The organism is Amycolatopsis sp. NPDC058340 (genome assembly GCF_042723975.1).
Lineage (GTDB): Bacteria > Actinomycetota > Actinomycetes > Mycobacteriales > Pseudonocardiaceae > Amycolatopsis.
Window position 1 is genome coordinate 1 of record NZ_JBHXIB010000038.1, and the last position, 14,399, is coordinate 14,399.

Annotated in this window: 16 protein-coding genes; 12 read left to right on the plus strand and 4 right to left on the minus strand. The window is 68.5% G+C overall.

Annotated features, from left to right (window positions below; translation table 11 throughout):
* Nucleotides 1–165 precede the first annotated feature (165 nt).
* From ACFWIW_RS30725 to sepH, 3 genes are all read left to right on the plus strand, one after another.
* Complete coding sequence (locus tag ACFWIW_RS30725; protein ID WP_240599491.1) at nucleotides 166–825, plus strand: response regulator transcription factor; 660 nt, start codon at nucleotides 166–168, stop codon at nucleotides 823–825.
* Entirely contained in the window at nucleotides 822–1,985 is a 1,164-nt protein-coding gene (locus tag ACFWIW_RS30730; RefSeq protein WP_378371692.1) for an ATP-binding protein, read from the plus strand. Before ACFWIW_RS30725 ends, ACFWIW_RS30730 begins: the two co-directional genes overlap by 4 nt.
* 190 nt (nucleotides 1,986–2,175) lie before the next feature.
* Nucleotides 2,176–3,021 carry a septation protein SepH gene (gene sepH / locus ACFWIW_RS30735; RefSeq protein WP_378371693.1) on the plus strand — a complete coding sequence of 282 codons (846 nt, stop codon included), beginning with the start codon at nucleotides 2,176–2,178 and terminating at the stop codon, nucleotides 3,019–3,021.
* A 36-nt stretch (nucleotides 3,022–3,057) separates the two neighbouring features.
* Here sepH and ACFWIW_RS30740 read toward each other — a convergent pair whose 3' ends face one another.
* Nucleotides 3,058–3,423 (minus strand): MmcQ/YjbR family DNA-binding protein, encoded by a 366-nt coding sequence (locus ACFWIW_RS30740; RefSeq protein ID WP_378371694.1) that lies wholly within the window; start codon nucleotides 3,421–3,423, stop codon nucleotides 3,058–3,060.
* Nucleotides 3,424–3,455: 32 nt separating this feature from the next.
* Here ACFWIW_RS30740 and ACFWIW_RS30745 point away from each other — a divergent pair, with 32 nt between their 5' ends.
* The 6 genes from ACFWIW_RS30745 to ACFWIW_RS30770 are packed head-to-tail and all read left to right on the plus strand — an operon-like array spanning nucleotide 3,456 to nucleotide 7,856.
* Nucleotides 3,456–4,274, plus strand: coding sequence for a hypothetical protein (locus ACFWIW_RS30745; protein ID WP_378371695.1), 819 nt, complete (start codon nucleotides 3,456–3,458; stop codon nucleotides 4,272–4,274).
* Nucleotides 4,275–4,310: 36 nt separating this feature from the next.
* Nucleotides 4,311–5,204 carry a hypothetical protein gene (locus tag ACFWIW_RS30750; RefSeq protein WP_378371696.1) on the plus strand — a complete coding sequence of 298 codons (894 nt, stop codon included), beginning with the start codon at nucleotides 4,311–4,313 and terminating at the stop codon, nucleotides 5,202–5,204.
* A 32-nt stretch (nucleotides 5,205–5,236) separates the two neighbouring features.
* Nucleotides 5,237–5,680: a hypothetical protein gene (locus ACFWIW_RS30755; protein WP_378371697.1), complete on the plus strand. Its 444-nt coding sequence runs from the start codon at nucleotides 5,237–5,239 to the stop codon at nucleotides 5,678–5,680.
* The gene (locus ACFWIW_RS30760; protein WP_378371698.1) at nucleotides 5,677–6,888 is read left to right on the plus strand and encodes a putative T7SS-secreted protein; all 1,212 of its coding nucleotides are present in this window, start codon (nucleotides 5,677–5,679) and stop codon (nucleotides 6,886–6,888) included. The genes ACFWIW_RS30755 and ACFWIW_RS30760 overlap by 4 nt, the downstream gene beginning before the upstream one ends.
* A gap of 3 nt (nucleotides 6,889–6,891) precedes the next feature.
* A complete protein-coding gene (locus ACFWIW_RS30765) occupies nucleotides 6,892–7,518 on the plus strand; it encodes a hypothetical protein (protein ID WP_378371699.1) in 627 nt (208 codons plus the stop codon).
* Between the two features lie 2 nt (nucleotides 7,519–7,520).
* The gene (locus tag ACFWIW_RS30770) at nucleotides 7,521–7,856 is read left to right on the plus strand and encodes a YbaB/EbfC family nucleoid-associated protein (protein ID WP_378371700.1); all 336 of its coding nucleotides are present in this window, start codon (nucleotides 7,521–7,523) and stop codon (nucleotides 7,854–7,856) included.
* On the opposite strand, the gene ACFWIW_RS30775 is transcribed toward ACFWIW_RS30770, so the two are convergent.
* Nucleotides 7,853–8,455, minus strand: coding sequence for a DUF2537 domain-containing protein (locus tag ACFWIW_RS30775; RefSeq protein ID WP_240599486.1), 603 nt, complete (start codon nucleotides 8,453–8,455; stop codon nucleotides 7,853–7,855). The two genes, ACFWIW_RS30770 and ACFWIW_RS30775, sit on opposite strands and share 4 nt — an antisense overlap.
* 27 nt (nucleotides 8,456–8,482) lie before the next feature.
* A complete protein-coding gene (locus ACFWIW_RS30780; protein ID WP_378371701.1) occupies nucleotides 8,483–9,298 on the minus strand; it encodes a TrmH family RNA methyltransferase in 816 nt (271 codons plus the stop codon).
* 216 nt (nucleotides 9,299–9,514) lie between these two features.
* Here ACFWIW_RS30780 and ACFWIW_RS30785 point away from each other — a divergent pair, with 216 nt between their 5' ends.
* The 3 genes from ACFWIW_RS30785 to ACFWIW_RS30795 all read left to right on the plus strand — a co-directional run bounded on the left by ACFWIW_RS30785 (nucleotide 9,515) and on the right by ACFWIW_RS30795 (nucleotide 12,516).
* On the plus strand, nucleotides 9,515–11,014 hold the full coding sequence (locus ACFWIW_RS30785; RefSeq protein WP_378371702.1) for a glutamate-cysteine ligase family protein: 1,500 nt from the start codon (nucleotides 9,515–9,517) through the stop codon (nucleotides 11,012–11,014).
* Nucleotides 11,015–11,181: 167 nt separating this feature from the next.
* The gene (locus ACFWIW_RS30790; RefSeq protein ID WP_378371703.1) at nucleotides 11,182–11,769 is read left to right on the plus strand and encodes a TetR/AcrR family transcriptional regulator; all 588 of its coding nucleotides are present in this window, start codon (nucleotides 11,182–11,184) and stop codon (nucleotides 11,767–11,769) included.
* 78 nt (nucleotides 11,770–11,847) lie between these two features.
* Entirely contained in the window at nucleotides 11,848–12,516 is a 669-nt protein-coding gene (locus ACFWIW_RS30795) for a heme oxygenase (biliverdin-producing) (RefSeq protein ID WP_016337536.1), read from the plus strand.
* A gap of 55 nt (nucleotides 12,517–12,571) precedes the next feature.
* Here ACFWIW_RS30795 and ACFWIW_RS30800 read toward each other — a convergent pair whose 3' ends face one another.
* On the minus strand, nucleotides 12,572–14,398 hold the full coding sequence (locus ACFWIW_RS30800; protein WP_378371704.1) for an HtaA domain-containing protein: 1,827 nt from the start codon (nucleotides 14,396–14,398) through the stop codon (nucleotides 12,572–12,574).
* Nucleotide 14,399 lies beyond the last annotated feature (1 nt).

The window sequence follows — 14,399 nt, forward strand, 5'->3', positions numbered from 1 at the left end:
GGCAGTGGCTTTCAGAGTCACCACGCGACCAAGACCGGACCCTAACCACTCACACGAGCAGCACAACCACCCTGACACTGAGTGGCTTTCGCAACCCGGGCCGCCACCCGGTCGGCTGAGCCGCGCTTATCCCCCGCTTACCCCCTCCCGGGGCAGACTGGCCAGGTGAGAGTGCTGGTGGTGGAAGACGAGCGGCTCCTGGCGGACACGATCGCCGAGGGCCTGCGACGGTTCTCCATGGCCGTCGACGTCTGCTACGACGGCGCGCAGGCCCTGGACCGGGTGGGGGTGCACGGCTACGACGTCGTCGTGCTCGACAGGGATCTCCCCGTCGTGCACGGCGACGAGGTCTGCGCCGCGGTGATCGGGACCGGCGGCGAAGCACGGGTCCTCATGCTGACGGCCGCGGGCGACGTCGACGACCGGGTCGCCGGGCTGGGCCTCGGCGCCGACGACTACCTGACGAAACCGTTCGCGTTCGCCGAACTCGTCGCCAGGGTGCAGGCGCTCTCGCGGCGCGCGCGGCCGGCGTTGCCGCCGGTACTGGAACGCGGCGGCGTCGTCCTCGACCTGCCCCGGCATCAGGCGTCCCGCGACGGCCGGTTCCTTCCCTTGTCCCCCAAGGAATTCGCGGTCTTGGAGGTGCTCATGCGCGCCGAAGGGACCGTGGTCAGCGCGGAAGAACTGCTGGAGAAGGCATGGGACGAACACGCCGACCCGTTCACGAACGCCGTCCGGGTGGCGATGATGACGTTGCGGCGCAAACTCGGTGAACCGCCGCTGATCGAGACCGTGCCCGGCGCGGGTTACCGGTTCGGGTCGTGAAACCGATCCGGCTCTCCGTCCGCACCAAGCTGACGGCGCTCTACGGCGGCGCGTTCCTGATCGTCGGGCTCGCGTTGCTCATCGTCAACTACCTGCTGGTCAGCTCGACCCTGCCGGACTCGGCCGCGTTCGCGAACGGGGCGACCGCCGGGGTCCAGCTCGAAATGGCCCGGCCGTATCCGGTCGACACCACGATCATGCCCGCGCAGCGCGCCGAAGCCACCCAGCTCGTCGCGACGTCGATCACCGAATACCGCTCCGACGTCCTTTCGACCCTGCTGTGGCAATCGCTGGTGGCGCTGGCGATCGCCGGCGCGCTCGCGGTGCTGCTCGGCTGGCTGATGGCGAGCCGCGTGCTGCGGCCGCTGCACGCGATCACTTCGACGGCACGGAAACTCGAGGTCGAGAATCTCGACCGGCGGATCGACCTCGACGGCCCCGACGACGAACTCAAGGAGCTCGCGGACACCTTCGACGGCATGCTCGACCGGCTCGCCGTGTCGTTCGACAGCCAGAAACGCTTCGTCGCCAACGCTTCCCATGAATTGCGGACCCCGCTCGCGGTGCAGCGGACGCTGGTCGAGGTCGCGATGGCCGATCCCGACGCGAGCCCCGAGGTGCGGAAACTCGGCGAGCACCTGATCTACACCAACGAACGCAGCGAACGGATGATCGAGGGCCTGCTCGTGCTCGCCCGCAGCGACCGCGGCCTGGCCGCGCGCGCCCCCGTCCGGCTGGACGAGGTCGCGGCGACGGTGATCCGGTCGGCGTCGGCCATGGCCGAGGAAGCGGGGGTCACCGTGGAGTCGCGGCTGCGGCCGCGGACGGTCTCCGGCGACCCCGTGCTGCTGGAGCGGCTGGTCACGAACCTCGTGCACAACGCCATCACCTACAACCGCCAGGGCGGCTGGATCCACGTCGACATCGGCGGCGATCCGGCGCTGGTGGTGCGCAACACCGGCCCGCAGGTGCCGCTGGACGCCGTACCAGCCCTGTTCGAGCCGTTCCGGAGGCTTTCGGGCGACCGCACCGGCGATTCCCGCAACGCCGGGCTCGGCCTGTCGATCGTCCGGTCCATCGCGAAGGCGCACGGCGGGACCGCGGGCGCGGAACCGGGCGGCCGCGGCGGCGGACTGGTCGTCCGGGTACGGCTGCCGTAGATTCCCCCGATCGTGACTGTGCGTGTCCGGCGCGTCACACGGCGAGCCGCCGGTCGCTGCCGCAGAATTCCCCTTGCCGTCATGAACAAAATAGTGAGCAGGACACATGACATCGGCGCGCCTCACACGTCAAGGCGACGCGCCGTTTTAACGTGGACACCCACAAAGGTGAAGAATCGGGGAGGCGAGAATGCGAGCGCTACGGGTGGTCGGGCTGCACGAGGACGGTAAGTCCATCGTGTGCGAAGACCCGGCGAGCCGCACGCGCTTCCTGCTCCCCGCGGATGAGAGGCTGCGAGCGGCGGCGAGGGGTGACATCACCCGCCTCGGCCAGATCGAAATCGAGTTGGAGAGCCAAATGCGGCCACGCGAGATCCAGGCACGAATCCGGGCCGGTGAGTCCGTGGAGCAGGTCGCGAGCAGCGCCGGCGTCACCGTGCAGCGCGTCGAGCGGTTCGCGTACCCCGTCCTGCTCGAACGATCCCGCACCGCCGAGCTCGCCCAGCGAGCACATCCGGTCCGCGAGGACGGCCCCGACGTCCAGACGCTCGGCGAGGTCGTCGCGCACTCCTTCGGGCAGCGCGGCCACGACTACAGCCAGGCGACCTGGGATTCCTGGCGAGGCGACGACGGCAAGTGGGTCGTCGTGCTGAGCTGGAAGGCGGGCCGTTCGGACAACCGCGCGCACTGGTCGTTCGCGCCCGGCGCGCACGGCGGCACCGTGCAGGCCCTCGACGAGAACGCCGAAGTCCTGCTCAACCCCAACGCCTACCGCGCTCCGCGCACGGTGCGGGCACTGGAACCCGGCAAGGACGCGGTCGTCCAGCCCACTCTCGATTCGGTCCCGGACGAGCCGGTCGCGAAGGTGATCGACGCGCCGATAGCCGAGCCCGAAGAAGATGCCGAGCCACCACTTCCGGCTGACGAGCCGGAGGAAGTGGCCGAACCCGCTCCACGGGCGAAGGGGAAGAAGAACCACCCCATCGTTCCATCCTGGGAAGACGTCCTTCTGGGCGTCCGATCACAACGAGGTTGAATCCGCACGTAGTGGCCCCTTCCGGTGGAGGGGCCATTACGTGCGTCCGGGGACCTGCGCGATCAGGGACTTAGGCGCCACCAGGCAATACGCGTCGGTGACGATCCGGTCGATCTCGGTCCAGTCGACGTCGGTGTCCAGCCGCACCCCGAGCCACCCCCGATGGCCGACATACGGCGGCCGGAAGAACCGCTCCGGCTCGGCGCCCACCAGTTCCTCCTGTGCCCCGGGCGGCGCCGGGCACCAGAAGGCGACCTTGTCGTCGTGATGACGGTCCGCGTACATGACGAACGTCTTCTTGCCACGCACGAACCAGGTCGGCTCGCCGTGACTGAGCCGCTCGGAGACTTCCGGCAGCGCGAGACAAAGCCGTCTGAGTGAATCGAGCGGGTCACCGGTCATGGCTCTCAGTATCCTCGGGCCAGGGGGGATTCATGCAGGATTGGTACGCACGCGCTGTCCGATTGCGTTTCCAGGTTTTCACCGGAACGCCGTACACGCACGTCTCGCCGATGGAATGGCGGATCGATCCCGACGCTCTCCGCGGAATCGCCCGAAGCCGCGGCTACGTAGAAATCGCGCCGATGTTCCAGGGCTGCCTGAGCTTTCAGTTCGCGCCTCAGCACGTCCCGCCGGTCCCCACCTTCGACGGGCCGGACAGACCGGACAAAGACCGTGAACGCTGGCTGCTGAACCATCTCAGCGGTTCCGACCGGGTTTGGATCAGCGTCAAGCACGCGAACCTCTCCGCCCGGCGCGTCGCGGAAGTCGCCGAGACCGAAGGCCTGCGTGTCGCGGCCGCCTTCACCGATCCGAGCGACCGGGTCCTCCTTCTCAGCCGGGACCCGTCACCACCGCGGCTACCCCTGCCCGCATCCACCGGATTCCGGTTCCGCTACGCCTGGCTGAACTACATCGCACCCGTCACCGTCTTCGTCCTCCTCAGCGCCGCGGCGGTGATCGTCGGAATGCCGTCGGGCCACGAGGCCCCCATCGTCAGCCTCCTGTTCATGGCGGCTTTCGCCGGTGCCATCCCGGCCGCGTTCAGCACCAGCCTGTTCCCGCGTACCACCCGCGTCGGCTGGCTGGCGCGGGAATTCGACGGCAGCCCGCACGTCGAATTCTCGATGCGCTCCTATCAGCTCCCCGCCGACCTGGTCGTGCAGATCGCCGCATACCACGGTTACGAGCTTTACGGGCAGTCCGCGACACAAGCGGGCGGGCCGAGTCTCAAGTTCTACAAACGGGTGTGACTCGGTTACCCTCGGCGCCGGGGAGGGTGATCATCGGTGTATCTGTCGCAACAAGGCATCCAGCCGGTCTCGCTGGGCGTCGAGTGGGCGTGTCGGCTGGGCTCACTGCGGTATCTGCACTTCGACGGCCGTCCCGTCGTCCATGTCTCGCCCTCGATATGGGCAATGGATCCGCAGGTGATCCGGCAAATGGCCGCCGATCGGCGATATGTCGAAATCCCGCCTTCCGATCCGAACCTCCTGAGTTTCCAGTACGCGCCGGACAGCTTTCCTGGGCGGCTCTATGACCATTGGCAGCCGAAACCGGACCCCGCCGGGCAACGTGCTCTGCTCCGGCGGATCCGCGGCGAAAACGAGGCTTGGCTCAGCCTCCGGCACGTGAAGCTGGCCCGCCGGTACGTCGCCGAACTCGCACATCAGAACGGCATGGTCATCACCCGGGAACTCGCGACCAGTGCCGACAGGCTTCTCCTGCTGCGGCGCGACCCGGCTGCGCCGCCCAGGCACCGAAGCGGGTTCTACCCGGGCTCCTCGCAGTTTCCCCTGTTCACCGGCGTGCTCGCGGCTCTGCTGTGCGGCGTCCTCATGCTCGTGGGCAAGCTGACCCCGCACGAATGGCTGTTCTACCTCGGCGTTGCGCTGTTGCTCCCCGGAATCGTGGCCGCCGCGCTCTGGATCTACCTGGTGCCGCGGTCCACCCGCGTCGGGTGGCTCGCGAACCGGTTCACCGCCGGAGACCCGGCAGTCCACGTCAACACGATCGTCAGCGGGCTCGATCCCGAGCTCGCGGCGCAGATGGCCGCCGGTTTCGGCTACTTCTACACCGCCTGGCGCCGGGGCAAATACGAATGGCAGAACGAAATCGTCTTCGTCCGGGGAACGCGGGTGAACGAACGATCGTCAGATTCCGGAACGGTCGAACGGCCCTGAGTCCTTCGGCACCGATTCAAGGGGAGGACGGCATGGCCGGGTACGCGGTGAAGATCGCCGAGCTGGGAAAGCTCATCGGTGATCTCGAAACCGGCGCCGACCGGATGGCGGACGCGAACAAGAAACTCGCCGGCGGAGGCGTATGGGGCGCGCTCGGCAACCCGGATCTCGCGAAATCCGGCATGGATTTCGAGGAAGCCTGGGAATTCGGTATCGGAAGGCTCGGAGAAGCCGCGGAAGGCGTCACCGAGAGGCTGAAGGCCGCTCAGCGGAAGTACCAGAAGATGGAAGAAGAGTTCGGCGAGGGCCTCGACAAGCTCGGTGACCTGATTACCGATCCTGCCGACGGCCCGCCGAAACCCAGTGGCACCGGCGGCCCCGATCCCTCGCCGCGATTCCCGCTCGGTGACGACGGCGGCCCGGTCGGCGGCGGCTACACCGGCGGCATCACCGACATCCTCGGAGGCGGTCAGTGACCGGGAACCAGTACCCCGCACTCGGCTTCGACCCGGCTCCCGGTGACGTCGGCGGCGTCGGAGATCTGGCCGAGAAGTACCGCACGGTCAGCCGCGACCTCGAAGAGGCCGACACCATGCTCCGCCAGATCGCCACCAAGCAGGGAATCTGGACCGGCGAAGCGAGCGAAGCGTTCGCACGCCGTCTCGGTCCGCTGCCCGAGTACTTGGAGGGTGCCGCGCGTTCGATGGCGCAAGCCGCCTACGCACTCGAAGGCTGGGCTCGCGACCTCGGCGAAATGCAGCGTCAAGCAGCGGACTTGGAGCGCCGGGCCCAGGCTGCCGCCCAGGCCGCCGAGCAGGCTCGTGCCAACCCGGACTTCGCACTGGCCAACCAGACGTTCACCGACCAGCAGTCCTTGCAGATCGCGCAGGCGCTTCTCGACAACGCCGGACGTCAACTCCAAGCGGCCATCGACGGCTGCGTGGAGGTGCAGGAAGCCGCGAAGGAACTGCTCACCCAGCACACCTCGGTCGCCGCTCGCGTCGCGGACTTGCTCCGGAAGGCGAAGGAACTCGCACCCGACGAGCCCGATCTTCTGGACGACGTAGTCGACGCGGTCACCGGCGTCGCCAAGGATCTGATCAATCTGACCGCCGATGTGGTGGACGCGGTCTGGGACACCGTTCAAGACAACGCCGAGGTCCTGTCGAAGGTGTCGGACGTCGTGGGCGACGCGGGCAACGTCCTCGGCCTCGCCGGGGAGTTCATTCCACCTCCGGCTGGTGACGTCGTCTCCGCCGTGGGCACCAGCCTCGGGGTCGTCGCCACCGCGGGTCACGCCACGGCCGCCTTCGCCGGGGCCGACGTCTCGCCGGAGACGATCGCCTTCGACCTGGCTGGGGTGGCCACCTCCGGCCTGGGCGCCCTTTTCCCGAACAGTCCGTGGATCAAGCCCCTCGGCCTGGGTTTGGTGGGCGCGCAGTTCCAGACCGACGCGGGTACCGAAGTGGCCGGGCTGAGCTTCGAAGGACCGATCGACGACTTCAAGAACTACTGGTGGCCCAAGGACGTCGGGCAAGCCGCCATGGCGTCGGCGTCGATCTTCAACGGGCTGCCCATCCTGTGGGGAGCCGTCGCGGTGGGCAACGCCGCCGAAGCGGGGGTCGCCGCGGACAACACCCCGGAGCGGCGACGCGAACGCGCGGAAGACAAGGCCTGGAGCTGATCCATGACCTCTACCGAGACCGGCCTGCTCCTGGATCTGCCGCCTGGCTTCATCGGCATGCCGGTGACGGCCGACGACGAAGCGAACGCGGGGATCGCGAAGGCCCTCGGCCAGAAGGTGGCCGAGGCCACCGGGACGGATGCCGAAGAGTTCAGCGCTCACCTGAGGTCGTTGACCCCTTACTTCAAGGAAAACGGCGTCCGCCTGTTCGGCAGATTCGCCGTCGGCGAAGGCCCGGAGCACGTGGCCACACTGGCTCTCGGGACCGTCCGCTTGCCGTCCGTCCGCACCGGTCCGGCCGAACCGGACGGCGAAGTGATGACGAGTGCGTTGCTGAACGTCTATCGGCGAAATCACCCGCAGGCGGATGTTCGTGCGGTCCGGCTACCGCTCGGTCCCGCCCTGGCGGCGGTCGAGGTCGGCGAATTCCGGCTTCCGCCTGAGCTCACCGGGCGGGCGGACGAACTGGTCCAGCCCCGGATCAAGGCGGAGTTCCAGGTTCCACTGCCCACTGGCGAAGGCGTCGTGATCCTCGCGGTGACCGCGGATTCGATGGAGGCGTGGCCCGCGGTCGCCGAGGCCGCGTCCCGCGTGGCGCACAGCCTTCGCCCGGGCAGCACGGAGGAATGACCATGGCGGAGCTCAGCAATCCACAGCTGATCGAGGAAATGCGCTGGCGGCTGCGCGAGATCGAGGCACGCAAAGCCGAGAACGCCAAGGCGCTCGCCGCGGCGGGTGAATTCAGCGAGGTGACCTCCCCCGACGGGGTGGTGACGGTGACCGTCGGTCCCGGCGGCGTGATCGGCGAAGTCCGGCTCACCGACAAGGCGATGGCGTCGAACGCGAGCGCGCTCGGCGAGCTCATCACGGCGACCATCCGGCGGGCGCTGACCGGGAAGCCCGCGCCGCGGCCGGTCCCCGTCGAGGATGATCACGACGAGCCGATCGACACCGTTTTCGATCTCTAGAAGACGACGATCAGCACGCCGATCCACGCGATCACGATGCCGGCGGCCGCGCCGAAGGACGCCCACCGCACGATCGGCACCCGCCGTGCGAGCCACAGCGACGGAGTGATCCCGGCGGTCACGACGGCGGACGCGAGCAGCGCGAGCCAGCCGTTGGTCTCGCGCGCGAGGGTGTTCGCCAGTGCCAGCATCGCCACGACGACCACGGCCGCGACGAACGCCGAGACCGTCAGGCCGGTCAGCCACGGTGTCGGCTCCCCGGCCGGGTCCGGTGTGCCGAAGAGGCGGCGCGCGAGTTCGTTGCGGGGTGCGGGGGCGGGCGGGTCGATGATGACGCCGTCGCCGGAGACGGGGTCGACGAACCGCACCGACGTGCCCATCGTGGCGGCGACCCGCTGGGCGAGCTGGCGGCCTCGCTGGGAGACCACGGAAGCGGCTTCGGTGCCGGAGGAGCCGACGGCGGAGGCGACCCTGGCCCATTCGTGCAACGCCTGGGCGAGATCCGAACCGATCGCGAGTGAGTGCGGGTCCACCTCACGCGCGCTGTCGCCGCCCGGCCCGGCCAGCACCGCGCGTCCCTCACGGATCCGCAATTCCATGGGTTCTCCTCGTGATCGCTCGGGTGCTCACGATAGCGGTGGACGCGTCTCGTAGAACGCGATCGCGCCAGCCGTGGCGACATTCAGCGAATCGACGCCTTCCGGCATCGGGATCCGCACGGCGACGTCGGCGGCGGCGATGGCCTCCTCGGTCAGGCCGGGGCCCTCCGCGCCCAGCATCAACGCGACCCTCCCCGGTGTCTGGTCGCGTAACTGGCGCAGCGAAACGGAATCCGCACGAGGGGTGAGGGCGGCGATGCGGAAACCGCGGTCTCGCAGCAATTCCAGGTCGCCGGGCCAAGACCCGAAGGTGGCGAACGGGACACGCAGGACGTGCCCCATCGAGACGCGGACACTGCGCCGGTACAGCGGGTCCGAGCAGCCGGCGCCGAGCAGGATCCCGTCGACGCCGAGCGCGGCCGCGTTGCGGAACAGCGAGCCGAGGTTCTCGTGGTCACCGACGCCTTCGAGTACCGCGAGCACGCGTGCGCCGTCGACGACGTCTTCCACCGTCGGCGGCGGGACGGGCCGGTCGGCGACGGCGAGGATCCCGCGGTTCAGGTGGAAGCGGACCACGTCGGCCATCGTCTCGGCCGAAGTCACATAACCGGGGACGTCGACCGCGTCCAGGTCGCCGCCCAATTCGCGGAATCGCCGTTCCACGCCGAGGAGGGAGCGGACCGGATAGCGGGATTTGAGCAGGCGCTCGACCACCACGGTGCCTTCGGCGATCACAAGGCCACGCCCACCCGGCCTATCGGGACGCCGATCGGCTGTGGACAAGTCGCGGAAATCGTCGAGCCGCGGGTCGCCCGGGTCGTCGATGGTGATCAGTTCGGCCACCAGGAGAGTGTGTCATCCGTCCCCTGCGCGGCGTTTGCGTCCGAACGTCGAGGGGTAGGTGGTACGAACGGAGGTATTTTGCTGTCAGTTAACCCCTAGTGACAGAGAGCACCAGTTTGGCCGCTAGCCGGGCGACAGCGATGCGTGAAACCGTTGGGCCGCCTGGCAGTCCCGCCTGGATCCCGCGGAGCGTGGCCAATGAGGAGCTCGACGAACATGGGTAAGAATCTTTCGGCGGACCCCTCCGAGCCGCAGGATCGCGGCCGCTATCGCCGAAAGGTCCAGCGCTGCCTCGACACCTTGGCCCGCATGCTCACCGACGGAAGTTTTTCCTTCCCGCGCAAGAACATCGGCCTCGAGGTCGAACTCAACCTCGTCGACGCGGAGCTGCGCCCGTCGATGACGAACACCACGGTGCTCGAAGCGCTGAACGATCCGTCGTTCACCACCGAGCTCGGCCAGCACAACCTGGAGCTCAACGTGCCGCCGCGGCCGCTGGCAGGCGAATCCGCGCTGCAGCTGGAGGACGACCTCAACGCGTATCTGGCCGCCGCTTCACGCAAGGCCGAGGAATCCGGCGCGTCGCTGGCGATGATCGGCATCCTCCCGACGCTGCGGCACGAGCACTTCGACCAGAAGTGGCTCACCAACAACGCTCGTTATTCGTTGCTCAATGACCGGATCTTCGCCGCTCGCGGCGAGCGCACCGTGCTCTCGATGGAGGGCGCGCCCCTGCCCGGCAGGCAACCCGAACGCCTGCGCAGCTACTCCGAATCGATCCTCCCCGAGGCCGCGTGCACCTCCGTCCAGCTGCATCTGCAGGTCGCGCCGGAGGAGTTCGCGGCACATTGGAACGCGGCGCAGGCGCTGGCGGGCGTGCAGATCGCGGTGGGCGCGAATTCGCCGTTCCTGCTCGGCAAAACGCTCTGGCACGAGACCCGGATCCCGCTGTTCCTGCAGGCCACGGACACCCGGCCGGAAGAGCTGAAGAACCAGGGCGTTCGGCCGAGGGTGTGGTTCGGCGAGCGGTGGATCACGTCGATCTTCGACCTGTTCGAGGAGAACGTCCGGTACTTCCCCGGCCTGCTCCCCGAGACCGACCGGGAAGACCCGATCGAGGCGCTCGACTCCGGGCAGGCCCCGAAACTCACCGAACTGCGGATGCACAACGGCACCGTCTGGCGCTGGAACCGGCCGGTGTACGACGTCGTCGACGGCCTGCCGCATCTGCGGGTGGAGAACCGCGTACTGCCCGCCGGCCCGACCGTCGTCGACATGGTCGCGAACGCCGCCTTCTTCTACGGCGCGCAGCGGGCCCTCGCCGAGGCCGACCGTCCAGTGTGGACACAGATGTCGTTCCAGGCGGCCGAGGAGAACATGTACGCGGGCGCGCGCCGGGGTTTCGACGCGCAGCTGTACTGGCCGGGGATCGGCTGGATCCCGCCGGACGAGCTGGTGCTGCGGGTCCTGCTGCCGCTGGCGCACGAGGGACTGCGCCGATCGGACGTTTCGGACGAGGCGAGAGAGCGCTATCTGGGCATCATCGAGCAGCGGTGTCTCACCAGGCGGACCGGCGCGGCGTGGCAGCGGGAGTACGTCCTGCGCGCGGAGGAGCGCGGCGCCGAGCGGGAGACCGCGCTGAACCGGATGCTCGGCCGGTATCTGGAGCTGTCCGCCACGGAGACACCGGTGCACACCTGGTCCCTGGAGGCTTAGCCGGCCGTGACTCGCGTGATTGAAGCCGTGACTCGCGTGATTGAGCGCCGAACTCGGTGTGCGGTGCTCAATCACGCGAGTCACGCCTCTGATCACGCGAGTCACGGCTCTGATCACGTGAGTCACGCCTGCCGACCATCTAGAGTTTCCTCCCAGGGAGGTGGCTCGTGCCCAAGATCATCGGCCGCTCGCTGGAGGAGCACCGGCGCGAGGTCCGCAGCAGGGTGTTCGACGTCCTGCGCGGGCAGCTGTACGAGCGCGGGTTCGACGCGATCACCCTCGCGGGTGTCGCCGCCGAAGCGGGCCTCGGCCGGACGGCGATGTACAACCACTTCCCCGACAAGGAAAGCCTGCTGGTGGCCTTCGTCGAGGACGAGGCGACGCGGTACGTCGAGCGGCTGACGGCGGCCGTCGCGACCGCCGACACCCCGGTCGAGAAGCTTTCGACGTTCGTCCGGCTGCAGCTGCGGGTGCTGGCCGAGTACCACCTGCCGCCGGGGACGGCGCTCGCGTCGGCGCTGGCGCCCGCCGCGTACCGGCGGATCAGCGCGCACGCCGACCCCATCACCGGTCAGCTGCGCGAGATCCTCGCCGAGGGGGTGCCGGACGAGGATCCCGACGTGCTGATCCCAATGATCACCGCCGCGCTGGGCAGCCGTCAGGTCGTCGACGTACCACCCGAACGGCTGGACGACGCGATCGAGGGAGCCGTCCGCTTCGTGCTCAGAGCGGTCGGGATGACGGAAAACCCGTAAATTAGGGTAGCCTAACCCGCGGTTGTGCCTTACGCTCTTTCTGACAGCATGTCAGATCGATGCTTGGAGGCTCTGTCCATGCCGGTGACCACCGACGTCGAATCCGGGCCGTTCTCCGCGGCCCTGCGCGCCTCCACCCTGCCCGCCCACGAGCGGGCCAACCACTCCGAGTACATGAACGCGCTGCTCGGCGGCGAGCTCACGCGCGACGGGTACACGCGGCTGGCGATCCAGTACTACTTCATCTACCAGGCGATCGAGCAGGCCGCGGACAAGCTGGCGAAGGACCCGGTGGCAGGCAAGTTCGTCTTCGAGGAGCTGCGGCGGCTGCCCAGCCTCGAACGCGACCTCGAACACCTCGTCGGCCCGGACTGGCGCGAGACCATCCGGCCGCTGCCGTCGACGGAGCGCTACGCGCGGCGCGTGGCCGAGGCGTCGGACTGGTCCGGCGGGTTCGTCGCCCACCACTACACGCGCTACCTCGGCGACATCGCCGGCGGCCAGGTCATCCGGCGGCTGCTGGAGCGCAAGTACGAGCTCAACGAGGCGGGTTCGTTGTTCTACCACTTCGACCAGCTTGGCAGTGCCCCGAAGTTCCGGGACAACTACCGCGAACAGCTGAACGCGGCGCCGTGGACCGAGGACGAACGCGCGCGGCTGATCGAGGAGGCGATCGTGGCCTTCGAGTGCAACATCGCGGTGTTCGACGAGCTGGCGAGCGAGCTGGACGAGTACCGGGCCGCCTGACCTCGTGAGTGGTAAGGACGGTTAGAACCGTCCTTACCACTCACGAGACGTGCCCCTACGCTCTCCTGCGTCGCGTCACCACCGTCACCAGGCCCACCCCGGCGCCCAGCAGCACCAGGCCCCACAGCAGCCAGACGCCGCCATCGACACCGGTGGACGCCAGCGCCGAATTCGGCCGGTACTTCACGTCCGGCACCAGGTCATCGGAGGCACCCGGCCCGGCGCCCGGTCCGGAGGCTCCGGGCGCGGGCAGGTGAGCACACGAAGCACCCAAGCTCACCGTCGCCTCGTCGAGAACCTCGCCGACCTTGTAGAACTTCGCGAACGCCTCCGCGTTGCCCAAGGTGACCTTGATCCCGGCGACGCTCAGCGCCCCCGTCCCTTCGGTCGTCTTCGCCGCCGCGAGGTCCAGCGAAGCGAGCTCGACACCCGGCTGGTTGATCGACGGCGACGGCGCCCCGCTGGTCGTCTTCAGTTCCACATCGGCGTAGAGCTTGCCCTTCCCCTGCGCCACGACCACCTTCGGCCGCCCGATCGACAGCTCGAACGAATGCGCCGGGTAAGCGAAGGTCACCTTGCCCCGGAACTGCGTCGTGAACTCGGCCGCCGACTTGTACTGAGCGCTTTCGAAACCCCACCGGTACGCCCCGCTCGGCGGCCCCGTTCCTTCGATCTTGTCGATGTCGGTGATCTCGACACCGTCCGAAGCGGTGATCGACGTGCCCGATCCGGTCCCGACATAGCGGCGGAAGCTCTGTTTGAAGCCCCACAACAGGTTTCCCTGCTTCACCGAATCCGAGGTGAGCACGCACGCCGCGGAGGTCGTCGTCGTAGGAGCCGGAGCCGAACTCGAAGGAACCGTGCTCGACGTGGGCGCGGGCCCGCTCTTGCCGGGGAAGACGAGCCGCCCGGTGTCGAGAGCGTCACCCGCCTTGTAGAAGTCGGCGAACGCGGCGGCGCCCGCGGCGGTCAGTTTCGCCGACTCGATGTCGACGGCGACATTGTCCCCCGCCTGCGCCGGAGCCTTCAGCTTGAGGTCCGCCAGCACGACGTCGGACGGCGCCCGCACCTTCTCGGGCGCGGTTTTGGTCCCGTAGAAGGCATAGCCGATCTTCGCGGTGAGCGTCCCGGTGCCGTCGCCGCCGAAGGTGATCCGCGGGTCGGCGATGGTGAAGTCCCAGATCGTATGCGCCTCGAAGGTGTACGTGACCTGGCCGGTGTAGGAGACCGTGCCCTTGCCAGAGTCTACTGTGGACGATCCGTACTTCCATTTGTACGGGTACGGCTCGACATTCGGTGCCGCGGTGTCCAGCGTCGCCCCGTCGGACGACGTCACGGTGCCGCCACCCCGGGTGATGTAGTTCCGCCAGGAATGCCGGAGTCCCCAGGCGAAACCGGTCGCGGTGTCGCCGATCCCGGTGAAGGTCAACGGGATCGTGCTGTCCCACGTGAGCACCGGGGTGTCCCAGCCGAAGACGAAGACGCTGAACGGCTGCGTCTTCGCGCTGTAGGTCGTCCCGCTCGCGACGTACTCGGCCTTGACGGTGACCGAATACTCCCAGTTCCCGTCGTCGTCCACCGGGATCTGGCTGCCGACGGCGCCCTTCTTGATCAGACGGCTGACCTGGAAGTCCTTACCGGCCCGGTCGCGGACGTCGGCCTTCGCCGGGCCCACGCGGAGGCCGAAGCCCTTGCCGTCGTTGGCGGCCGGATCGAAACCGGTGCCCTTGACGACGATCTTCGTGCCGACCGGGTCTAGTCCGGCGCTCGGCGTCACGGTCACCTTGGGCGTGAACGGGCCGGCGGCGAGCGCCGGGGTGACGGCGGCTCCCGCCACCAGCGCGGCGCCCGCCAGCACGGCACCCCATCTTCGCAAGGACACT